The 21,326-nt window shown below is 55.2% G+C and carries 17 protein-coding genes, 1 tRNA gene and 1 pseudogene; 13 read left to right on the top strand and 6 right to left on the bottom strand.

The window, feature by feature from the left end; genetic code table 11:
* The 7 genes and pseudogenes from ABSE13_RS12070 to ABSE13_RS12040 form a co-directional block, all read left to right on the top strand.
* Positions 1 to 492 (top strand): annotated as a pseudogene (locus ABSE13_RS12070) (DNA-directed RNA polymerase subunit B''); the annotation flags it as partial.
* Positions 492 to 2,306, top strand: a complete 1,815-nt coding sequence (gene rpoB, locus ABSE13_RS12065) for a DNA-directed RNA polymerase subunit B (protein WP_424028763.1) — start codon at positions 492 to 494, stop codon at positions 2,304 to 2,306. The pseudogene ABSE13_RS12070 and the gene rpoB, both read left to right, overlap by 1 nt.
* Before the next feature lies 1 nt (position 2,307).
* Positions 2,308 to 4,947, top strand: a complete 2,640-nt coding sequence (locus ABSE13_RS12060) for a DNA-directed RNA polymerase subunit A' (RefSeq protein ID WP_424028762.1) — start codon at positions 2,308 to 2,310, stop codon at positions 4,945 to 4,947.
* 1 nt (position 4,948) lies between these two features.
* A complete protein-coding gene (rpoA2, locus tag ABSE13_RS12055; protein WP_424028761.1) occupies positions 4,949 to 6,124 on the top strand; it encodes a DNA-directed RNA polymerase subunit A'' in 1,176 nt (391 codons plus the stop codon).
* A gap of 31 nt (positions 6,125 to 6,155) precedes the next feature.
* Positions 6,156 to 6,446, top strand: a complete 291-nt coding sequence (locus ABSE13_RS12050; protein WP_424028760.1) for a 50S ribosomal protein L30e — start codon at positions 6,156 to 6,158, stop codon at positions 6,444 to 6,446.
* A 13-nt stretch (positions 6,447 to 6,459) separates the two neighbouring features.
* Complete coding sequence (locus tag ABSE13_RS12045; protein ID WP_424028759.1) at positions 6,460 to 6,936, top strand: NusA-like transcription termination signal-binding factor; 477 nt, start codon at positions 6,460 to 6,462, stop codon at positions 6,934 to 6,936.
* 31 nt (positions 6,937 to 6,967) lie between these two features.
* The gene (locus ABSE13_RS12040) at positions 6,968 to 7,666 is read left to right on the top strand and encodes a metal-dependent hydrolase (protein ID WP_424028758.1); all 699 of its coding nucleotides are present in this window, start codon (positions 6,968 to 6,970) and stop codon (positions 7,664 to 7,666) included.
* 105 nt (positions 7,667 to 7,771) lie between these two features.
* On the opposite strand, the gene ABSE13_RS12035 is transcribed toward ABSE13_RS12040, so the two are convergent.
* Positions 7,772 to 7,846 (bottom strand) — tRNA-Arg (locus ABSE13_RS12035).
* Between the two features lie 295 nt (positions 7,847 to 8,141).
* Here ABSE13_RS12035 and ABSE13_RS12030 point away from each other — a divergent pair.
* A complete protein-coding gene (locus ABSE13_RS12030; protein ID WP_424028757.1) occupies positions 8,142 to 9,401 on the top strand; it encodes a PEGA domain-containing protein in 1,260 nt (419 codons plus the stop codon).
* Positions 9,402 to 9,620: 219 nt separating this feature from the next.
* Positions 9,621 to 10,562, top strand: a complete 942-nt coding sequence (locus ABSE13_RS12025) for a PEGA domain-containing protein (RefSeq protein WP_424028756.1) — start codon at positions 9,621 to 9,623, stop codon at positions 10,560 to 10,562.
* 58 nt (positions 10,563 to 10,620) lie between these two features.
* Here ABSE13_RS12025 and ABSE13_RS12020 read toward each other — a convergent pair whose 3' ends face one another.
* Both ABSE13_RS12020 and ABSE13_RS12015 read right to left on the bottom strand, forming a co-directional pair.
* A complete protein-coding gene (locus ABSE13_RS12020) occupies positions 10,621 to 11,019 on the bottom strand; it encodes a DUF473 domain-containing protein (RefSeq protein WP_424028755.1) in 399 nt (132 codons plus the stop codon).
* 5 nt (positions 11,020 to 11,024) lie between these two features.
* Complete coding sequence (locus ABSE13_RS12015) at positions 11,025 to 11,831, bottom strand: proteasome assembly chaperone family protein (protein ID WP_424028754.1); 807 nt, start codon at positions 11,829 to 11,831, stop codon at positions 11,025 to 11,027.
* A 34-nt stretch (positions 11,832 to 11,865) separates the two neighbouring features.
* On the opposite strand from ABSE13_RS12015, the gene ABSE13_RS12010 reads away from it, so the two are divergent.
* Positions 11,866 to 12,183, top strand: coding sequence for a DUF5611 family protein (locus tag ABSE13_RS12010; protein ID WP_424028753.1), 318 nt, complete (start codon positions 11,866 to 11,868; stop codon positions 12,181 to 12,183).
* Between the two features lie 154 nt (positions 12,184 to 12,337).
* On the opposite strand, the gene ABSE13_RS12005 is transcribed toward ABSE13_RS12010, so the two are convergent.
* The 3 genes from ABSE13_RS12005 to ABSE13_RS11995 all read right to left on the bottom strand — a co-directional run bounded on the left by ABSE13_RS12005 (position 12,338) and on the right by ABSE13_RS11995 (position 18,570).
* A complete protein-coding gene (locus ABSE13_RS12005) occupies positions 12,338 to 13,612 on the bottom strand; it encodes a WD40 repeat domain-containing protein (protein WP_424028752.1) in 1,275 nt (424 codons plus the stop codon).
* Between the two features lie 166 nt (positions 13,613 to 13,778).
* Positions 13,779 to 16,565 (bottom strand): leucine--tRNA ligase, encoded by a 2,787-nt coding sequence (gene leuS / locus ABSE13_RS12000; RefSeq protein WP_424028764.1) that lies wholly within the window; start codon positions 16,563 to 16,565, stop codon positions 13,779 to 13,781.
* A 25-nt stretch (positions 16,566 to 16,590) separates the two neighbouring features.
* On the bottom strand, positions 16,591 to 18,570 hold the full coding sequence (locus ABSE13_RS11995) for a PINc/VapC family ATPase (RefSeq protein WP_424028751.1): 1,980 nt from the start codon (positions 18,568 to 18,570) through the stop codon (positions 16,591 to 16,593).
* A 232-nt stretch (positions 18,571 to 18,802) separates the two neighbouring features.
* Here ABSE13_RS11995 and ABSE13_RS11990 point away from each other — a divergent pair, with 232 nt between their 5' ends.
* The 3 genes from ABSE13_RS11990 (at position 18,803) to ABSE13_RS11980 (ending at position 21,136) form a co-directional block, all read left to right on the top strand.
* Positions 18,803 to 19,537 carry an FRG domain-containing protein gene (locus ABSE13_RS11990; protein ID WP_424028750.1) on the top strand — a complete coding sequence of 245 codons (735 nt, stop codon included), beginning with the start codon at positions 18,803 to 18,805 and terminating at the stop codon, positions 19,535 to 19,537.
* A gap of 182 nt (positions 19,538 to 19,719) precedes the next feature.
* Positions 19,720 to 20,331: a hypothetical protein gene (locus tag ABSE13_RS11985; RefSeq protein ID WP_424028749.1), complete on the top strand. Its 612-nt coding sequence runs from the start codon at positions 19,720 to 19,722 to the stop codon at positions 20,329 to 20,331.
* Between the two features lie 112 nt (positions 20,332 to 20,443).
* Positions 20,444 to 21,136, top strand: a complete 693-nt coding sequence (locus ABSE13_RS11980) for a class I SAM-dependent methyltransferase (RefSeq protein ID WP_424028748.1) — start codon at positions 20,444 to 20,446, stop codon at positions 21,134 to 21,136.
* Positions 21,137 to 21,326 lie beyond the last annotated feature (190 nt).

Here is a 21,326-nt window from a genome sequence, read left to right as displayed (position 1 = left end):
AACAAGCGGCTGAAACTCGCGGGCGACCTGATGGAGGACCTCTTCCGTATCTCCCTCAACCGGCTCACCCGTGATATCAAGTACCAGCTCGAACGCGCCAGCATGCGCCACCGCGATCTCTCGATTGCGACCGCCGTGCGTGCCGACGTACTCACCGAACGCCTCCTTCACCCGCTCGCCACCGGTAACTGGGTGGGCGGAAGGACCGGTGTCTCGCAGCTGCTCGACCGGGTCGACCACATGGCCGTGCTCTCACACCTCCGCCGTGTGATCTCCCCGCTCTCCCGCTCGCAGCCGCATTTCGAGGCCCGTGACCTGCACCCGACCCAGTGGGGCCGGATCTGCCCGAGCGAGACTCCCGAAGGCCCGAATTGTGGTCTCGTGAAGAACTTCGCCCAGATGGTGGAGATCAGCAAAGGTGTCGACAACGAAGAAGAGATTATGAAGATCCTGCACAATCTGGGTGTCGAACATATCCGGGGGGAGTCATAATGAAGAAATCACGCGTGTTTGTTGACGGTGCACTCATCGGCCTTGTCGATGACGCGAAGGCACTCGTGGCAAATATCCGCAGCATGCGCAGGCAGGGGGCACTATCGCCAGAAGTGAATGTCTCCCACAAGGAGTACAACGGCGATGTCGTGATCCTGACCGACCGCGGCCGCGCCCGCCGCCCGCTCATCGTCTTAAAGAACGGCGAGCCCCTCATCACGGATGAGGATCTCAAAAAGCTTGAGAAGAAGGAGATCGATATGAACTGGTTTGTCCAGCGCGGCATGATCGAGTTCATCGATGCAGAGGAGGAAGAAGACCTCCTTATTGCCATGGACTTCTCGAAACTGAGTCCCGAGCACACCCACCTCGAGATCGACCCCTCACTGATCCTTGGTATCGGTGCAGCCCATGTCCCGTTCCCCGAGCACAATGCAAGTCCCCGTGTCACGATGGGCGCAGGGATGGTCAAGCAGGCGCTCGGTTTCGGCGCGGCCAACATGAAGCTGCGCCCGGATACCCGTGGCCACCTGCTCCACTATGTGCAGAAACCGCTCACCCATACCCAGACCTCGGAACTGATCGGTTCCGATGACCGGCCCGCAGGCCAGAACTTCGTGGTCGCGATCCTCAGTTACGAAGGCTACAATATTGAAGATGCGCTCATCTTCAACAAGGCCTCGATCGAGCGCGGCCTTGGGCGTTCCCACTTCTTCAGGACCTATGAAGGCGAAGAGCGCCGGTATCCCGGCGGCCAGATCGACCGGATTGAAGTTCCCGATGAAGATGTGGCCGGGGCACACGGTGCCGACGCTTACAAGAACCTGGATGAGGATGGCGTCATCAACCCCGAGACGGTCGTTGCCGAGAAAGATGCGCTGATCGGCAAGACCTCCCCGCCGCGGTTCCTTGAGGAGCCCTCCGGAGAACTTATTGCGGTCGAGAAGCGCCGCGACACCTCTGTCACGATGCGCAGCAACGAGCACGGTATTGTCGACACCGTCATCATCACGGAAGGCGAGAACAGTTCCCGGCTCGTGAAAGTCCGGACCCGCGACCTGCGTATCCCGGAAGTCGGCGACAAATTCGCGTCCCGGCACGGACAGAAGGGTGTCGTGGGCCTGATCGCCCACCAGGAAGACATGCCCTTTACCGAGAGCGGGCTCATGCCGGATCTCGTCATCAATCCGCACGCGATCCCGAGCCGGATGACCATCGGGCACATGCTCGAGATGATCGGCGGCAAGGTCGGGTCGCTTGAAGGCCGGCGAATCAACGGCACCGCATTCGGTGGCGAGAGCGAGGCCAATATCCGGGCCTCGCTCAAGAAACTCGGTTTCTCCCACAATGGCCGGGAGATCATGTACGACGGCATCACCGGGAAACAGTTCAAGGCTGATGTCTACATCGGCGTGATCTACTACCAGAAACTCTACCACATGGTATCGTCGAAGATGCATGCCCGGTCCCGTGGACCGGTACAGGTCCTGACCCGTCAGCCGACGGAAGGACGTGCCCGTGAGGGTGGTCTCCGGTTCGGTGAGATGGAGCGGGATGTCATGATCGGCCACGGCGCCGCCATGGCCCTCAAGGAACGCCTGCTCGATGAGTCGGACAAGGTGAACGAATATGTCTGTGCGCACTGTGGTATGGTCGCTATGCTCGACCGCAAGCGCAACATGACCCGCTGCCTTGCCTGCGGCAACGAGACTGATATCTACTCGGTCGAGATGAGTTATGCGTTCAAGCTCCTGCTGGACGAGATGAAGAGCATGGGTATAGCCCCCAGGCTGAAATTACAGGACGTGGTGTAACATGCCATCCCCAAAACGAATAGGACAGATTGAGTTCGGCCTGTTATCCCCCAAAGAGATCCGCGAGATGAGCGTCCGCAAGATCATCTGGGCCGACACTTATGATGACGACGGCTTCCCCTACCCTCAGGGTCTCATGGACTTAAACCTCGGTGTCATCGACCCCGGTCTCCGGTGCAAGACCTGCGACCAGAAAGCGAGCGAGTGCCCCGGCCATTTCGGCCACATCGAGCTCGCCAAGCCCGTAATCCACGTAGGCTACACGAGACTGATCAGGAAACTCCTGCGTGTGACCTGCCGTGCCTGCGGCCGGGTGCTGCTGAGCCCCGAGGAAGTCGAGAAGGTAGTCGGAACAGAAGACGACCAGACCGGCGACCTGCTCTCAGAGAAAGACGTCAAGAAGGAGCGCGTCTGCCCGCACTGCGGCGAACAGCAGCTCAAGATCAACTTCGAGAAGCCGACTACCTTCTCCGAAGTAGTGGTAGAAGAAGGCAAGAAGGTGGAGCACAAGCTCACTCCTGCCGACATCCGTGCCCGGATGGAAAAGATCCCGAACGAGGATCTTATCCCGCTCGGCATCAACCCGGATGTTGCCCGTCCCGAGTGGACGATCCTCACCGTGCTCCCGGTTCCGCCGGTCACGATGCGCCCGTCCATCATCCTCGAGAACGGCCAGCGCTCGGAAGACGATCTGACCCACAAGCTCGTGGACATCATCCGTATCAACCAGCGGTTCAAGGAGAACCAGGATGCAGGTGCCCCCCAGCTGATCATCGAGGATCTCTGGGAACTCCTGCAGTACCATGTCACTACCTATCTCGACAACGAAGTGGCAGGCTGCCCCCCGGCCCGTCACCGCAGCGGCCGGCCCTTAAAGACGCTCTCGCAGCGCCTGAAGGGTAAGGACGGGCGGTTCCGTGGCTCCCTCTCGGGCAAGCGTGTGAACTTCTCGAGCCGTACCGTGATCTCGCCCGACCCGAACCTCTCTGTCACGCAGGTCGGTGTCCCCCGTGCCGTGGCAAACGAGATGACAATTCCGGTCCGGGTCACCACCTACAACATCGAGGAACTCAAACAGATCGTCCGGACCGGCCCGGTCCGCCCGGACGTCAACTCCCCGTGCGGCGCGAACTACGTGATCCGGCCTGACAACCGCCGGCTCCGCCTCGGTGCCGACAATCTCGATACTGTTGCCGATATGATCGAGCCCGGCTACACGGTCGAACGCCAGCTCCGCGACACAGATGTGGTGCTCTTCAACCGTCAGCCATCGCTGCACCGGATGAGCATCATGGCCCACCGCGTCAAGGTGATGGAAGGCAGGACGTTCCGGCTCAATCCGGCCGTCTGCCCGCCCTACAACGCCGACTTCGACGGTGATGAGATGAACATGCACGTGCCGCAGACCGAAGAAGCCCGGGCCGAAGCAACCATCCTCATCGCTGTGCAGGAGAACATCCTCTCCCCGCGTTTCGGCGGCCCGATCATCGGCGGTATCCATGACCACGTCTCGGGTATCTTCATGCTGACGCACGACCTGCGCTGGTTCACGAAGGAAGAGGCCCTCTACCTGATGCGGTACACCGGCATCGAGAGGATGCCCGCGCCCGGCAAAGTGGAAAACGGTAAAGAATACTGGAGCAACAAGCAGGTCTTCTCCCAGATCCTCCCCGAGCACCTCAACATGGTCTTCAAGGCCAGCTCCTGCCAGAACTGCGATGTCTGCAAGAAAGAGGTCTGCGAACGGGATGCATATGTGCGCATCATCGATGGCAAGCTCGAAGTCGGGACGATCGACAAGAAGGCGATCGGCGCATTCGACGGCCAGATCGTCAACCGCATCATCCGCCAGCAGGGCATGAAACGGGCGACAAAGTTCATCGACGACTCGACCAAGCTCTCGATCCGTGCGATCATGTTCGACGGCTTCTCGTTCGGTATCGATGACGAAGACCTCTCCAAGACCGAGTACGGCCAGATCGACGAGGTGCTGAATACCGCAGCACTCGATGTCACGCGCCGTATCAAGATCTACGAGGACGGCCAGCTCGAGCCCATGCCCGGGCGGACGGTCGAAGAGACCCTCGAGATGCAGATCATGCAGGTGCTGGGGAAAGCCCGTGACCAGACCGGTCAGATAGCAGGCCGGCACCTTGGTCTCGGGAACAGTGCCGTGGTGATGGCAGTCTCCGGTGCCCGTGGTTCGATGCTGAACCTGACGCAGATGGCCGGTTGTATCGGCCAGCAGTCCGTCCGTGGTGAGCGTATCGTCCGTGGTTATGACGACCGTACCCTCCCACACTTCAAGAAGGGTGACCGGGGCTCGGATGCCCACGGGTTCATCCAGCACAGCTACAAGGGCGGGCTCAACCCGACCGAGTTCTTCTTCCACGCCATCGGTGGCCGTGAAGGTCTCGTCGATACGGCTGTCCGTACGTCCCAGAGCGGGTACCTCCAGCGCAGGATGATCAATGCGCTGCAGGATCTCAAGGTCGCGTACGACGGCACGGTCCGTTCTACCGGCGGCAGAATCATCCAGTTCGAGTACGGCGAAGACGGCACCGACCCGACGAAGAGCGCTTTCGGTGACCCGGTGGACGTGAAGGGTATCGTTGAGAGTATCCTCAAGGAGGAGTGCTGAAATGCCGATCGCAGATAAGTACGACAAGAAGATCGAGGCGGCAGCCCTCCCCCCCAAGACAAAAGAGCAGCTCCGGAAGTTCCTTGCCGAAAAGGAGATCACCGACACCCAGTTCAAGCAGATCCTCGAACGGGTCCTCGCCGAGTACCAGAGCACCCGGATCGAGGCCTGCGAAGCGGTGGGGATCATTGCTGCGCAGTCCATCGGTGAGCCCGGCACGCAGATGACGATGCGTACATTCCACTACGCGGGTGTCGCCGAGATCAACGTTACCCTCGGTCTCCCGCGGCTCATCGAGATCATGGACGCGAGGAAAGAGCCGAGCACCCCGACGATGACCGTGTACCTCGAGCCCGAATTCGGTATCGACCGGGACAAGGCCCGGGAAGTTAGCTGGCAGATCGAGGCGGCGCCCCTTCACGAGTTCGGCGACATCACCACGGACATGGAGAACATGCACGTGGTGGTGCACCTGAATACCAAGGTCTGCGACAAGCGCAAGATCTCGCCGATGGAGATCATGGAAGCGGCTCCCAAGAAGATCCGCGACCGCCGGCACTACCGGGACTTCGAGCACGATATCGACGAGGAACATGCGACCCTCATCTTCTCCCCCAAGGACAAGGAGAGTTACCAGAACCTCTTCCAGCTCGCCGAGCATGTCAGGAACGTGATCGTGCAGGGTATCGATGACATCCTCCGAGTTGTCGTCAGGAAGGAGACCGGGGAGTATATACTTTATACTGAAGGGTCCAATCTTAAGGACGTATTTGATGTCGTTGGCGTAGACACCACAAGAACCCGCACCAATAACATCAGTGAGATCGCGCAGGTCCTCGGTATCGAGGCAGCGCGCAATGCCGTCATCCACGAAGCGGTCTCCACGCTCAACGAGCAGGGTATCCTCGTCGATGTCCGGCACCTCATGCTCGTATCGGACATGATGTGCATGGAAGGCGAAGTCAAGCAGATCGGCCGCCATGGCATTGCCGGCGAGAAGGAGAGTGTCCTCTCGCGGGCAGCGTTCGAAGTGACCGTCAACCACCTGCTCGACGCGGCCGTCGCAAATGAAGTTGATGAACTGAGCGGCGTGACTGAGAATGTCATCGTCGGCCAGCCGATCCAGCTCGGCACCGGCGATGTGAAACTGATCGCAGTCAGACAACACGACAACTAGACACTTTGGAAAAACTTACGGGGAATTGTACATGGATTTTAATGCTTCACTCAGACGGGCAATCAAGACCGGTAATGTAATTCTTGGCCAGAACAACACGGAAAAGTGCATAAAAGAGGGCAAGGCCCAGATCGTCGTCGTGGCAGGCAACTGCCCGTCGGCCTTCACTGCAAAACTTACCGCTTACGAAAATCTCTTCATCCACACCTTCGAGGGCTCAAGCGTGGCACTCGGCAAGGCCTGCGGTAAACCCTTCATGGTCAGCACCCTTGCGATTGTGAGCCCGGGCGAGTCAGACATTCTCTCCCTCAAGAGGGCCTGAACCGAGGGATGACATGGTAGAAGTGAAACTGACCGAAGACTGCATGCGCCTCATCTCCCAGTTCGAGAGCCTGACCGGCGCGGGAAGCCGCGATTGTGTCGTGGACGACCGCAACGCGAGGCTCATCTTCGTGATCAACCCCGGCGACATGGGACTTGCAATCGGTAAGAAAGGCGCCTCGATCAAGAAGGCATCAGAAGTGATGGGCAAGAAGATCGAGGTCGTGGAATACAACAGCAATGCGGAACAGTTCATCAAGAACTGCTTCCTCCCGGCCCAGGTCACCTCCATCCTGTTCGAAGGCGAACCCGGTGAGCAGACCGCGACCGTGGAAGTCCGGGACGAGGACCGCGGCATCGCGATCGGCAAGGATGGCAAGAACATCTTCAAGGCAAAGAAGCTCTCACTGCGCCAGCACAATATTGCTGATGTCCAGATCCTTCAGAAGCCCATGGACGGGCAGCCGGAAGACGAGCAGAGCCAGCTCTAACCCTTTTTTCCGCCCTGACGGGACGGTTCTTATGTTTGCCTTTGCTCACGTTTTTGCCGGTACCCTCATCGGCTTTGGATTCTGGCACCTGACCGGAGACCGGCGGGCACTTCCCGTTGCTGTCTTTGGGGCACTTCTTCCCGATCTTATCGATAAATCGCTTTCCCTGCTGGTTCCCGGTATCTTCGGATCCGGCCGGACCCTTGGACATACCCTGCTCTTCTTTGCAGCGGCCATGGCGGCCGGGCTCCTTGTCTGGAAGTGCCGGCAGACCCTCCTCGGCGTGGCATGTGCAGCCGCGATCTTCTCTCACCAGATCCTTGATTCCATGTGGACTATGCCCGCAGCATGGTTCTTCCCGTTCCTCGGGCCATTCCCGGTGTTTATTATCCCGGATTATGTCTGGCAGTATCTCTGGCTGGAGATCACCAGTCCCTCGGAATGGATCTTTGCGGGTGCATCGTTCATCCTCCTCGCCACAGGGTACTGGAGCATACCGGAACGCCTGGCACGGTTCCTGACCTCTCGCAGGTCGAATATTGCCCGCATCATTATCGCTGTCCTGCTTGGGGGTATGAGCGCCTGTCTCCTCCTGTCCGCCCTGGCCTCCGCCCCGCAGGCATTCTTCGCACCGACCTATGATCCGGTCACCGATGGAATGGCAGGGCTCCTTGCATTGTGCGGTGTGGCAGTCTTTGCACGATGGCCATGGCCCGCCGGGCATGATTAATACGGAAATAGGTCCCCCTTATGGAATATCGCAGAGCCAGTGGCATAGTGGACCGGAAAAGAAGTCCCTCGCGGGAATCTCCGGAAGGATTTTGAAAACCAAAAACGGGCCTGGGGGGATTTGAACCCCCGACATCCGGGTTAGAAGCCCGGCGCTATGTCCAGGCTAAGCCACAGACCCACGTGTGCCTGTAACATTCGCTCTCGCTGATAATTAATCTGTTTCCTTTCCCGGCTGACCTGAAAAATAGATGATAGTGCAGAGCAGCGCTATCCTGGGTGGATGTGGTACGGGGATTCTCCTTTTGGCACTACTCCGGATATCACGAATGATGGGATTTTCCGGAGATAGAATCACAGGATTTAACGGATCAGGCAAAACCCTATTTGCGTTGCAACTGAGAATAAATTTGAAAAAATATATCTGATCGCAATTTCCAATTTCTTTAAACGATTTGATAAAAGGAAGTATTGCAATGAAACTATCACGCACTCTTGGTTATCTGATTTTGCTTCTCCTGTTGTTCCCGGTAACGGTCTCTGCAGTGGGGAATATCTCCGTCAGTTCCGTTCCCTCCGGCGCAGCGATATACCTGAACGGAACGAGTACCGGTAGTACCTCCCCTGCTACTATTGAAAGTGTGCCGGCAGGTTCGAATACCATTCTGCTCCGTATGAGCGGTTATCAGGATTATTCTCAGACCGTCACCGTGACCGATGACCAGACCAGCGCAGTTTCGTATAATCTCGTTACCGTAACCGCGGCGCCGGCAATCACCGGCATCTCCCCGACGAGTGGTTACAACAGCAGCTCAATCAGTAACGTGGTCATAACCGGTTCAGGCTTTTCTACCTCCGGGGCCTCTGTCGTCTTATACACCTCAGGGCAGACCAATATCACCGGGACTATCGTTTCTGCGACTGCAACACAGCTCACCTGCACATTCCCGATTACCGGAAAAACGGCCGGCAGCTGGAATGTGATTGTTACCAACAGCGATGGGCAGTCTGCAACCTTGTCCGGTGGTTTTGCGATCGTCAACCCTTCGAGTACGGTTACCCTCACCTCCATCACACCCTCGAGTGCCCTGGCAAACAGCACGGTCTCCATCACCAGCCTTTCCGGGACCAATTTCCAGAGTTCCGCGACCATGCGCCTGAGACGATCCGGCTATAATGATATTTACGGCACGGTCAGTACACTGTCATCAACAACGATAACCGGTACATTCAACCTGACGAACGAGGCTCCCGGCCCGTACCAGGTATGTGTCATTAATCCCAACACCGATGCGCTCTGTGGTCTTACCTTCACGATAGGGTCGGATAAAGTAACCAACGGCAGCATCTATTTCCAGTCCAGCCCGTCCGGTGCCAGCGTGTACCTTAACAATACCCTTGTCGGGACGACAACCTTCACCCTGTATAACGTGACCCCCGGGGGTTACCAGGTCCTGATGGAGGAGAGCGGGTACCATCCCTATACCGGCACGGTGACCGTCACCTCAGGCAGCCAGGCATCGGTGTATGGAACCCTGGTCGCGCTTCCCTCGGTAACAACTGCCACTCCTGTGGCAGCCGCCCCCACGACCTACACCCTGGTCCCGACCGTGAAGCATACCACCATACCTGTTCCCACGGCATGGCCAAGCGATACGCCTACACCCGCCTCGCCGGTGGGCCCGCTGGCAATCATCGGAGCGGTCGGGATTGCAATCCTCGTGATGAGAAAATGACCCGGCAGACCAGGTACCCTTTACCTCGTTTTGCTGATGATAACAGGAACTTCCGTTTTCCCGGATACCCGGAATGTATCGGCCCCCGGTTTCATCATCGGATCATAGGACGGATACCGATCCATCCCCTGGCATTATATTAACTCCGGCGATATAGCAAAAATATAACCTGCCTCTGTCAATTCCATCCTGCTCACCACGCGTGATGGAATGACCCCCATGTTCCGACGAAGTGTATTTCTTATCCTCATCGCCGTTCTTGCGATCGTGTTGCCTGCAGCGGTCGCTGCGGACGGTAATATCTCTGTGAGTTCATCACCGTCCGGTGCGACGATCTACCTCAATGGTACCTCGACCGGCCTGACCACCCCGGATGTCATCGAGAGCGTACCTGACGGTTCCCAGAATGTCACCCTCGTGTTGTCGGGATATGCTTCATATGTCTGGTCCGAGGCAACAGTGACGGACAATGAGACCACTACCCTCTCAGCCGGTTCCCTTACGAATCTCACGAGCAGTACCTCATTCACCTCCTACCCCCCGGCCGCCCAGGTCTACCTGGACAACGTATATATCGGGTACACGAATATAAGCGGGTACTCGGTTGGCTATGGAAGCCGAACTGTCCTTATGCAGCTCGCCGGCTATCCTGATGTGACAAAGACGATCCTGGTCAACGGGACCCTTGATACGGTCACAACTGACTTCTCGTCATCGGTCGAGAACGGAACGATCTATTTCTCGTCATATCCGGAAGGGGCGGGCGTGTATATCCTCTCGAATTATACCGGGATCACCCCCCTGACCGTCTATAACATCACACCGGGGGCATATACAATCCTGATGTATAAGAGCGGGTACCTCAACTGGTCCGATCTGGTGGATGTAACCTCGGGCTCGGAGAAAGATGTAGATGCCACGCTCCACCTGGCTGCAACAACCACAACAACAGAGGAAACTGCGGTACTGACTCCGGTGCCGACTGCGATCCCGGTGGAGACCTTTGCAGCCTCAGCGAAAACAACAAAGGTGAAGTCCGCAATTACGGTTCCCACACCCTGGCCGACCGATACTGCAACGCAGGCCTCACCACTCGATCCCGTTGTGCTTTGTGGTTCGGTAGGGCTTGCACTATTCGTAATGCGGAGGCCGGAAAAATGATCGGAGCCGGATGACCGGCTTTACCTGCGGCTGGCGTTCCGGCAGGGAATATTTTCTTTTATCCTGCGTGATAGCAGGAGGATTTTAAGACTTCCACTTCGGTAGGATCCGTCAGGCCCTTGTGGAATACTTCTTTGACCACTGAGGCAGCGCAGTACCTGACCTGTATACGGGCAGACATCCGTTCCCGCTCCTCGTAGTACATCCCGCGGGAGAACTCCACGATCCGTTTCATCGAGAGGCTCATGGAGATGAGGTAGACGCAGATCCCGGTATCCCCTGCAGAGAGGTCTTCGATATCCACGGAGGTCATGAAGATGTGGGTGTGGGGACCAGGTTCAACCGTGGCAATGGTGACGATATTGTGGGTGCTCTGGAGCTCGATCGTCCGTGGCCTGCCGGACTTCAGGTCTTTGATCAGGTCCGGGGAGATACCGGTTAACGCGGCGCATCTCATCAGGGTCACCCGTACATCGGCAGGTCTTTCTTCGGGCTTGAGTCTGCCGACTGCTGGACTTCTTCTGCCAGCTTGCCCATGGTCTGTTCTATCTCTACGGCCTGCTCGATCAGCGGCTGGATGTCGAGCGCAAGGTTGTACATCTTGTTGAGCACCTCGATCGTTGCCGCGGATGACCGCGGGTCAGGGGCATTGATCGTCTCGCCAAGGAGGCCGTACGCGGGGATGTTACGCGACTTGCACTCCGTGAGGATGCTCGAGGCGATGCCGGAGATGCTGCCGATCGGCAGGAGGAGCGTGTGGTCCTGGATCCGGGTGAGCGCTTCGGGAGTTGTCGCCACCCCAAAGACCCGCTTCTCGGACTCGTTGGTAACGATACCGGCGATCGTCAGGACCTCCTTTGGCTTAAACGGCTCAAGCCAGCCGATGAGGGCGCTCGAGATCTCGTAGCAGATCGGGGGGGCGATCGGGATGTCTGCCACGACCGCCGCGATGTTCATCCCGCTGATGTCCTTTGCATAGATGCGCACGGGATCGTTGATCAGTCCCTTGTTCATCATCGCGAGGGGCGGGAAGTACCGGGAGGTCATCGACCCGACCAGTTCGAACTCGAGCTGGTCTACCATGTACTGGAGCGCGATGGTGCCGACAAGGCCGCTGCCCGGGAAGCCCATGAGGACCGCTCCGTTTGCGGGAAGGGGTTTTGAAAAGATATTGAGGTCCCTGTTCGGCTGGATCCTCGTCAGGTCCTCATGGACCCTGTCCAGCCGGGCGAGGATCTGATCATGTTGTTCCGGAGTGTCTGCCGTCATTAGATTAACATACACCCTCTACTAAAAAAGTATTATGCAAGAGTATCCCATCAAACGCGGGCTGACCAAGGACCTCGATACGAGGGCGGCACAGGAGCTGAAGATCCATTTCGGCAGGGAACCGGAGAAGACGGCAAAGGGCTACCGGATCGCATTCGGAGCGATCAAGCGGCTGGATGTCCATCCTGCTGCTGATGGGAAGAGCGTCATCATCGATACCGAATCGGACGTAACCGCTTCAGATGAGGTGATCATCGACACCAACAAGCGGTTCCGGAAGTTCCTCGATGCGATCACGGGGTTCAATACCAAGGAACGGGTAAAGCGGGCAAAGAGTACAGTCGGGGAATAATCCCCGTTTTATCCCGCGGTACTGTATCCGGACGGAAAGGGGCAGCATACCCCGTTTCGTACCGGTACCTCCGGCACTTTTTTACCAGATCTTTTCAACCAGCACTCACGGGTAGTTTACTACGGACTACGCCGGTCCTGTTTCATGTACCCGTTCAGCGTTTCCCCCTCAGACAGAGTGCGGCCGCTGCAGCGGGAACGATGAGCCAGAACGCAGCGGGAGACGCGTGTGTTGTGGCCGGTGCCGGCACGGTGGCAGCCGGCGATCCGGCTGACGGGGGAACCTCTGTCGTTTCAGGTGCAGTGGAAACCGGTGCAGGTGTAGCGGTAGTTGTGGCCTGATTGAGCCCGGTCATAATGTAGGTGGTATCCGATCGGGTGTCACCGGGAGTATTCCCGATCAGGGAATACCCGTACAGGTTGTGCTGGTCGGCGGCTGCGATCCGTGTACCGTCCCAGCTGACGGCGAGCGACCGTGGCTGGATGGCAGTATCCGAACTCCGCTTTGTCAGCAGGTTGCCGCCATGGTCGAGTACGAAAATTGTCCCGTCATTGGCACCGACACCGATCACGGAACCGTCCCTGGAGGTACCGACTGCGTTTGCCCACTGGCCGGTGTTGTAGGTCCAGTGCACATTGCCGTAACGGTCAACGGCCCGGACGCTGTTGTCCTTGCTTGCGACAAGGATGATCGAGCAGTCGCTGTTCGCGGCGATATCCGTGATCGCAGCCGTTGCCACGTTCACCTGCCAGTTGAGTACACCGGTGTTTGTGTGGGACGATAGACGGGTGCCCCCGGCCGTGATGACGGTGGAACCGTCCGCCGAGATGATGATGAAGTCATCGAGGCTGCCGGAACGGTTGTCTGTCCAGACCGGGTTGAGGGCCGGCGTGGAGAACTGCAGGCCACTCTCCGTTGTCGCGACCACGAGGTCGGCAGTCGGTGCGATGGCGATCCTCTTTGCCACCGGCGTGATGTTCCGGCCCCAGAACTCCCCGTTCCCCGACCAGGAGACCATGTTCCCCTGTCCGTCGGCCGAGACCACGAAGGAACCGTTGGAGGAGATGGCGACCGCCGTGCAGTCTGCTCCCATGCTCCGCGTCCAGTCCATCGCCCCGGTACTGTCGAGCATCGTAACACTGGTGCCCAGGGCGGAGACCACGTGACTCCCGTCAGCGCTCATCGCGGCCACGAACCCTGACCTGCCCCCCCACGAGCTGCTCCCGTCCCAGTTCCTCACGAGCATCTGGTTGCCCCCGCCATAGACGGTGTTGCCGTCCGAGGAGATCGCGACCCCGGCAAACGGGCTGCTCGTGGGCGGGGCCTGCTGCCAGTCGATGCCAAGGCTGATCCCGGCCGCAGTGCCGATGAGGCATGCGGTAAGGAGCAGGACTGCTGTGAAGAGATGAACCCGGGAACCTGCGTGCATGGTAATTCCGGAGAAGCGTATCATGCCCCGGCTTATGATATTTGTGTAACCCCGCGGTTATATCCAATGAATGTAGCCCGGAAGGGGAGATCTACGGTTCCGGGACTGAGCCTGTCGACCGCACTCTTCGGACAGCGCCGGGTTCTGCCGGCTGCAAAAAGAGAGTTTATTCGATGATGATCGCCGGCTTGAATGGCAGGGCGGTCAGTGCCTTCACATGCCCGCTTCTCTCTGCGTCGGCGATATGAACCGGCACGCCGAACTCCTGCTCCAGGAAGGCCTGTGCTGCCTCGAAGACTTCCTGCTCGTTGATCGGGTTGTGGACGAGCGGGTCGACCACGTACGGGGGCAGGCGGTGGATGAGGGTGGTGCACTGCTTGGCCGCATCGGTCGCGTCCTTGCCCCGCTGGCGCATCTTCTCGTCCTTCATGATCTCCTTGATCACGGTGTTCCTGTCGCCCGAGTCTGCAATCGTGCGGAAGATCTCGTATTTCCATTCGGGAGCAAGGGCAATCGTGATCGACTTGGGTGTCAGAGAGATGAGCTTCCGGATCGACTCGATGTCCTCGACCGTACGGGCAAGGAGTTCCTCGGCAAGCTCGGCCTTCTCATTGACGAGCTGCGCATCCATCTTCGGCCAGGAGGCAAAGGAGACGAGCCCTTCCCCGGCGAGTTCCTTCCAGAGGTGCTCGCCCGTGAACGGGATGAACGGGGAGAGAAGCCGGACCCAGACCGAACAGAGCTCGTGGAGTTCCCTGCTGCCGTCGCAGTCCTTCGGGAGCCGCCTCCGGTACCACTTCAGGTCGTTCTCGATCCCGAAGTAGGCCTCCTGGAGGGCCTGACGGGTCTGGAAGTTGTCGAGCGCCTCGGTGGTCTTTGCTATGTGCGCCTGGAGCCGGCTCGCAAGCCAGCGGTCGATATCATGTGGCTCACCGGTTGCGTCCTTGATCTCCATCACGGTGTTGTAGAACCGCTCGATCTGCTTCTTCGTGGAGAGCACGAGCTCGTTCCGCCAGTCAAAGTCCTGCCAGGGCTCGGCGCTGCCCATCAGGAACATCCTGACGGTGTCGGCCCCGAACTCGTCGACTGCATCCTCGAGGAGGAAGACGTTGCCCTTGCTCGAGGACATCTTCGCACCGTTCAGGAGCCCCATGCCGAAGACGACCATGCCCTTTGGGAGCTTGTCCTTCTGGTTCTCAAAGACGGTCACGTGGTGGAAGAGCTGGAAGGTGAGGTGGTTGGAGATCAGGTCCTTGGCCGAGAACCTGAAATCGTACGGGTACCAGTACAGGAACTCCTCCCGCATGGCATCGAGCTTCTTCTTCTCGGGGAGGTCCGGGGACTTCTTCCCGAGGAAGATATAGTCGAAGACTTCAGGGGTGAGGAGCTTCGAGTCGATATCCCTGATCTTGTGGGCGATCGTGTAGTACGCCATGTAGACCGTCGAGTCCGAGAGGGGTTCGATCAGCTGCGTGGTGTCCCAGGGGAACTTCGTGCCAAGGCCGACCCGCCGGGTGCAGGCCCAGTCCTTGAGCCAGTCGACCGTGCGGTCGAACTCGACCCTGACCTCGGGGGGCACGAGGGCCATGTCCTTGAGGCAGTCCTTGACTTCCTGCTTCCACTCCAGGTCGCTGTACTTCAGGAACCACTGGTCGTGGAGGATCTTCACCTTCACCTTGTTGCCGCACCGGCAGACCACCGGCCGGATGTCGAACTCGTACATGACCACCGAGTCGTACTTCTCCGTCATGAGGAGAGCGATTTCGTCGCGGGCTACCCGCACGGGTTTGCCGCCGTACTTCTCGAAAAGTTTCCCCTTCGAGAACTCTGCCGAGTAGATCTCCTGCGTGAGGGCGTCCATCCGGCTGTCCATCTGGTTCGCGATACCTGCCTTCTCGACCGCGAACTGGGCCGGGACTTCGCCGTATCCCTCGACTTTGATGAGGGGGATCGGCTTGATCTCCTTGTATTTCCCGGCCTGCTGGAGGTCGCGGAGGGCGATGTAGTCGAACGGGGCGTGGGCGGGGACGCTCATCACCATGCCGCTTGCCATGTCGGGATCCACGAACTCTGCCGGCAGGATCGTGATCTCGCCGCAGAGCGGATGGCTGACCTTCTTGTCCACGAGGTCGCTGCCCTTTATTTCTTCTTTGATCTCGACTTTGTGGTCCTGGAGGGCGAGCTTCTCGGCCGCCTCTTTCGAGACAATCCATGCCTTGCCGTCCACGACTGCCTTCACGTACGTAACGGTCGGGTTCGCCCAGAGGTTCGTGACACCATAGATGGTCTCGGGCCGGAGCGTTGCGCACGGGACGAACGCATCGCCGTACCGGAACATGATCATCGTGAACTTGATCACTTCCGCCTTGTCGCCTTCGAGGAGGTCGTGGTCGCCGACCGGGTTGTCGTCCACCGTGCAGTACCGCACCGGGTGGGCGCCCTTGATCACGTGCCCTGCCTCGTAGAGGTGCTTCCACTGCCACTCGATGAACTTCGAGTAGGTGGGATCGACGGTGATGAACCGCCTCCGCCAGTCAATGGAGAGGCCGCAGGCGGTCATGACCCGCTGGTACTCGGCGGCGAAGTGCCGGACGATCGTGAGCGGGTCGGTAAAACTGTCGAGCACGTTCTGCGGGACCCGGTAGAGGTCGCGGTACAGGCGGATCGTCTTCTCGTCCCTGTTGGCGATCCGTTTCGAGATGCCGACCACGGGGGCGCCCGTGACGTGGAACGCCATCGGGAAGAGAACCTGCTTTCCCTTCATGCGCCAGAACCGGGCGATGACATCGGGCACGATGTAGGTCCTGCCGTGCCCCACGTGCATGGCCCCGCTCGGGTACGGGAAGGCGACATTGATGTAGAACTTTTCCAGGCGGGAAGGGTTGGACTCGAACGAATGAGCCCACTTCTCGTGCGCCTCTTCCTCAAATGCTGGTAGATCGAACTGACTCACTCTCATGCACCATCCGGAAAAATGGTTATACGGGCCTCAGCCTGATGACCTCGTTGTTTGAGTAACGCTTGATCATCTCCTGGGCAATGGACGAGTTCTTGGCAAGGTGGATCTCGCCGGTCTCGTTCACGGTTGCCGTGAAGAGGTACTCCTTGCCGGCAAAGACATCGACGATCTTCCCGCTCTCGCCCGGGGCAACGATCGTGAGCTGTTTCTTGTCGGTCAGGATCTTGATCCCGCCGCCAAGGTTGAACTCCTCGTCGGTCTTCTGCGCAGGCTGCTGGCGGTCGAACTCGGACCGGGGCTTGATGTCGATCCCGATGCCGAGCTTGTTGACGATCGCGGAGATGTTCTTGCCTCCCTTGCCGATCGCGGCGGGGACGTCCTTGTCATCGATGTAGACCACGGCTTTTGTATCGGAGAGCATCTGGACATCGACAAAGCCGTCGGTGTAGCGCCCGATCTCGCGCTGGATCTCCTTCTCGGTGAGCTTCCACCCGGGCCGCTCGCTTGTCTCCTTAGTGCAGGCAGGCTCAGGCGAGGCTGCCGGTGCCCGCATGGGCTCGCGGGCAGCAGTGACCGGCTGGCCCACGTTCTGCACCTGGGGTGAAGACCGGATCTGCGGGGCTGCCACGGGCGCCGGTGCCGTGGCGGTGATGCCCATGACCGGCATCACGATGGTCTGGCCGTCGTACCGGAAGATGTCGAGCACGAGTTCGCCGGTCTCGTGATCGGTGACGGTGGTGACGGGCCGTAGGTGGACCTCCCCGCCCATGCCCTCGGGCACCTTGATGGTGAACCCGACATCGTAGACCTTCGTGATGACGCCCTGTTTTAGGAAGATGATCGTGTTGACTACCTGCGAGAGGACCGAGAAGTCGACCCGGTCGGAAAACCGCTGGACCGCGTCCTGCACGCCGTTTGCGTGGATGACGCCGACCATGCCGAGGCCTGCGAGGCGCATGTCGGCAAAGACACTGAAGTCCTCGGCCTTCCGGAGTTCGTCGAAGATGACGAAGTCGGGGCGGACGAGCAGGAGGACGTCGGCGGTGTTGGCCATGCTGCCCTCGAGCGTCGTGTACTGGGTGATCTGGTCAGGGACCTGGAGTTCCCTTGGTGCCTCCATGGTCTTGACCACGTAGCCGCTCTCCGAGAGGAAGGTGGCGACGCTCTGGGCGAGCGTGGTCTTACCGGCACCGGGGGAGCCGACGATGATCATGCCCCGCTTCTCGCTCGTGATCCTCTTGGTGATGATATCGGACTTGGTGTAGTCCTTCAGGGTCACGTCCACGATCGGGCGGACCGCGGTGATCTCCATGCCGTCCGAGAACGGCCTGCGGGCGATCGCGATCCGCATGGACCCGATCTGCACCACGGTGATGCCCCGCTTCTCGACTTCGATGAAGCCGTCGGGGTCCCGCTTTGCCCGCTCGAGGATCTCCTGCGCCATCATCCGGAGCTCGTACTCGCTTGTCGGCGCATCGCGGATCTTCACGAGTTTCATGTCGCTGATGGAGCCCTTCTTGGCCATCGGCGAGATCCGTTCCTTTAAGTGAACGGCAATCGTGTGCTCGTCAAAGAACTGGTCGATGGCGAGCGGGACAAAATCGGTTACCTGCGGCTTAAGATAGATGACATCGAGCCCCTTTGCCCGTGCCACCTCGGCCTGCACGTTATCGCTCGTGATGAAGCGTGCAGAGTTCTCTATTGCGATCTCGCGGATCATCGCGTCGATCTCGCCGCCGCTCGCGAGCTTGACCTGCTCGAGCGAGGGGCGGATGCCGGAGAACTTGAGTTCTATCGTCTTCTCCTCGGCCATCCTGCAGAGCTGCTGGAGTTCGTTGAGCCCCGAGAACCCGATCTCACGCCCGTTGTTTGCCTGGGCCTCGAGTTCTGCGATCACTGCTTCCGGGACGATTATTGTCGCACCTTTGTATTCACCGGCCTTTATCATCGAGGTTATGCGCCCGTCAATAAGGACGCTCGTATCTGGTACCAGTATCATAAAATATTACTCCCTTATTCCGTCGTGCTTATGGTATGCTATACTATTCTGTTCTCGGGGATAGCTACTCCCGCGCATGTGCCGTACTGCTTGTCCGACGTACAGCACATATTGTTCAACGATGCACAGTCGTTGATGGGTAGATATTATGCGCCGGGGTTTATAAGGGTGAGGGGGAGGGGGGAATGTAAGAAATAATTATAATATCAAAATTGGTATATCTTCAAATTGAATGACTCCTTGGCAGGATTTTTTTGAAAATATTCAAAAAGAAATTGAACGCATCAAAGAAAATGAAGGAACTGATGTTTTATTTTTTCGAGGATTGAAAAAGAACACATATACATTACTGCCAACATTATTCCGGGAAAAACAATTTCAGAAAAAAAATTCGGTATTAGAAAATCATCTCTATTATGATTTTTTACCGAATTCAGCCATATTACACGCTCAAGATTTGAATTCTTGGGAGATTCTTTATGAAATGCGGCATCATGGTCTCCCAACTAGACTGTTAGATTGGACTGAAAGTTTTTCGGTAGCCCTTTTCTTTGCATTAAATGGAAGAACATCCAACCCTTGCATCTGGATTTTAAACCCTTACGTTTTGAATAAAAAATCAATTAACAAAGAAATAATTTTGGATGTATCTGATAGTTTTGACTATGTTGATACCTATCTTGCAAAGAAAAGAAAAAAACAATATAATAATCCGATAGCAATTTTTCCAATAAGGAGGAATAACCGGGTTTTTTCACAAAAAGGGGTTTTTACAATTCATGGTTTTGATATAGACCCTATAGAAAAAATTTGTCCAGATTGCGTGAGAAAATTTGAGATCCCGAAGGATGCAGTCCTTGGTGCAAAAAAATTCTTAGAATATGCAAACGTAAATGATTTTTCTCTTTTTCCCGATCTTGATGGTCTTTGTCGATATATGAAAAAGAAGCACTCTTTGAAAAAATGAACAGTAATCAATGACGATAATGGTTGGTGATATGTCCAATTCCCACGCGTATTCTATATGTAGTCAATTAATGTGTAATAGCTACAAATTTTTAAAACAATTTTTTGTCGGATTAAATATTTGATGTTTGTTATTTTTAAAAATTTTATTATGCTTAAATAACTTAAGGTCTATTGGTTAAAATGACAGATTTTCAAACGTTGAGAGAAAAACATCGAAAAGATAGTATTACATCACTAACTGCATTTATTTTCATTTTGATAATATTATTTTTCGAAAAACAATATGTATCGTTATTTTCAGAAATAATCAATTCTCCTGCAACCACTTTTGATCTAAATAATGCTGGATATGTTATTTTTTTAACAATAGTCCCAACAGTTTTAATGTATTTCATCTTTTTTGTGACAATTGCGCGGCAGGATTTTTACTATACAATTGACAATGCGATTTTTAAAAGAAGAGAACAAATTGACAAATTTATTTGTCTTAAATTAATTGATATTCAAAAAGGACTTACAGAAGGAGATCGGACAAAAATTTGTATCATAAGAGAAAAAATTGAAAAAAATGGTAAAATAAATACATTAATGCAAATTTTTTACAAATATATTGAGAAGTCTGAAGTCGTAAATCCTACCTTGAAGCAACATGCTTTCATTTATTGGACAGATTATTTTTCTTCGATAACCCTTATTTGCTTCGGAATTGTTTTTTTTCTCATATACTTAATTATGACAGTAATTCAATTCACATTTTTGAGATTGATCGCAACAATATTTGTTTTTTTGTAAATATTGTGGAATTTATATAGTATTTATCGAGGGGTTGTCTCTAAAAAATTGTATGAAATACCGACGGAACAAATAGAACAAATTCATCAGAAGGCGAATGAAGAATTATTGAATGATATCCGACAAAGAAATTTTGATGATTAATATGAATGATTTATTCAATTACCTGGAGTGTGATTCAAATATTACTATTAATGTTTGTAGATCGGCTCCAAATCAAATACAACCATTACATAACATTCAACAAATATGTCAATATTGGGACTCTAAAGGCCATAAAGAAATTCTGGACGTAGGATGTGGTTATTTAAGAAATTCACTTTTTCTAATAAATTATTTCTCTCTTTATGTCTGTGATTTTCCTCAAATAACTGAAAGTCAATTATTTAAAACTAGGTTCGAATTGCTTGTTAGAAATAAAAATTTTCGACAATTACTTCCTCCTAAAAATCTTAAACACGGACGATTAAAAGTCGATGGAGCTTTTATCTCTTTTGTACTGCATACAATTCCTGAAAATGAAACAAGAATTAAATTAATTGAAAATGTGAAAAAAAATTTGAAATATCCATTTGAAATATTTATAGCAACCCCGATCGGCGAAAAATATTATCGTAACCAACGAAAACCCAAAAATTCTTTTGGAGATGGTTTTCTTTTAGATTATGGGGATGGTCAAAAATCGTTTTATAAAGAATTTAATGCATCTCAAATTGACGAATTTATGTTTGAATTAGGATTTAAGGTTGATAAAATCTTTTTTGTAGATAAAAAAAGGATGAGATTTTATCAAACAGTGGAGTAAATAGTACAATTCGTTTTTTTCAATCTATCAGAGGTTCAACCCTCTTTCTTCTATTAAAAAAAATTATGAATTTTATGCTCTGTAGAAAACCTCAACGATAAGAAATTGTAAGAACCTGTGGATGTTACAGACAATCATTTTGTTAGCGATTTCTTTCATTTGAATGAGGAACCGTCTTGCTTTGAGATCC

The organism is Methanoregula sp., from assembly GCF_049518935.1.
In the GTDB taxonomy this organism is placed as follows: Archaea; Halobacteriota; Methanomicrobia; order Methanomicrobiales; family Methanospirillaceae; genus Methanoregula.
This window is presented reverse-complemented; position numbering and strand designations above follow the sequence as displayed.

Coding starts and splice junctions, on each gene's coding strand:
- ABSE13_RS11980 (WP_424028748.1), top strand. CDS start 20,444: ATGATATCCGACAAAGAAATTTTGATGATTAATATGAATGATTTATTC.
- ABSE13_RS12050 (WP_424028760.1), top strand. CDS start 6,156: ATGGATTTTAATGCTTCACTCAGACGGGCAATCAAGACCGGTAATGTA.
- ABSE13_RS12045 (WP_424028759.1), top strand. CDS start 6,460: ATGGTAGAAGTGAAACTGACCGAAGACTGCATGCGCCTCATCTCCCAG.
- ABSE13_RS12020 (WP_424028755.1), bottom strand. CDS start 11,019: ATGAGATGCGCCGCGTTAACCGGTATCTCCCCGGACCTGATCAAAGAC.
- ABSE13_RS12010 (WP_424028753.1), top strand. CDS start 11,866: ATGCAAGAGTATCCCATCAAACGCGGGCTGACCAAGGACCTCGATACG.
- ABSE13_RS11990 (WP_424028750.1), top strand. CDS start 18,803: ATGACTCCTTGGCAGGATTTTTTTGAAAATATTCAAAAAGAAATTGAA.
- ABSE13_RS11995 (WP_424028751.1), bottom strand. CDS start 18,570: ATGATACTGGTACCAGATACGAGCGTCCTTATTGACGGGCGCATAACC.
- ABSE13_RS11985 (WP_424028749.1), top strand. CDS start 19,720: ATGACAGATTTTCAAACGTTGAGAGAAAAACATCGAAAAGATAGTATT.
- ABSE13_RS12040 (WP_424028758.1), top strand. CDS start 6,968: ATGTTTGCCTTTGCTCACGTTTTTGCCGGTACCCTCATCGGCTTTGGA.
- ABSE13_RS12005 (WP_424028752.1), bottom strand. CDS start 13,612: ATGCACGCAGGTTCCCGGGTTCATCTCTTCACAGCAGTCCTGCTCCTT.
- ABSE13_RS12060 (WP_424028762.1), top strand. CDS start 2,308: ATGCCATCCCCAAAACGAATAGGACAGATTGAGTTCGGCCTGTTATCC.
- rpoB (WP_424028763.1), top strand. CDS start 492: ATGAAGAAATCACGCGTGTTTGTTGACGGTGCACTCATCGGCCTTGTC.
- ABSE13_RS12015 (WP_424028754.1), bottom strand. CDS start 11,831: ATGACGGCAGACACTCCGGAACAACATGATCAGATCCTCGCCCGGCTG.
- rpoA2 (WP_424028761.1), top strand. CDS start 4,949: ATGCCGATCGCAGATAAGTACGACAAGAAGATCGAGGCGGCAGCCCTC.
- ABSE13_RS12025 (WP_424028756.1), top strand. CDS start 9,621: ATGTTCCGACGAAGTGTATTTCTTATCCTCATCGCCGTTCTTGCGATC.
- ABSE13_RS12030 (WP_424028757.1), top strand. CDS start 8,142: ATGAAACTATCACGCACTCTTGGTTATCTGATTTTGCTTCTCCTGTTG.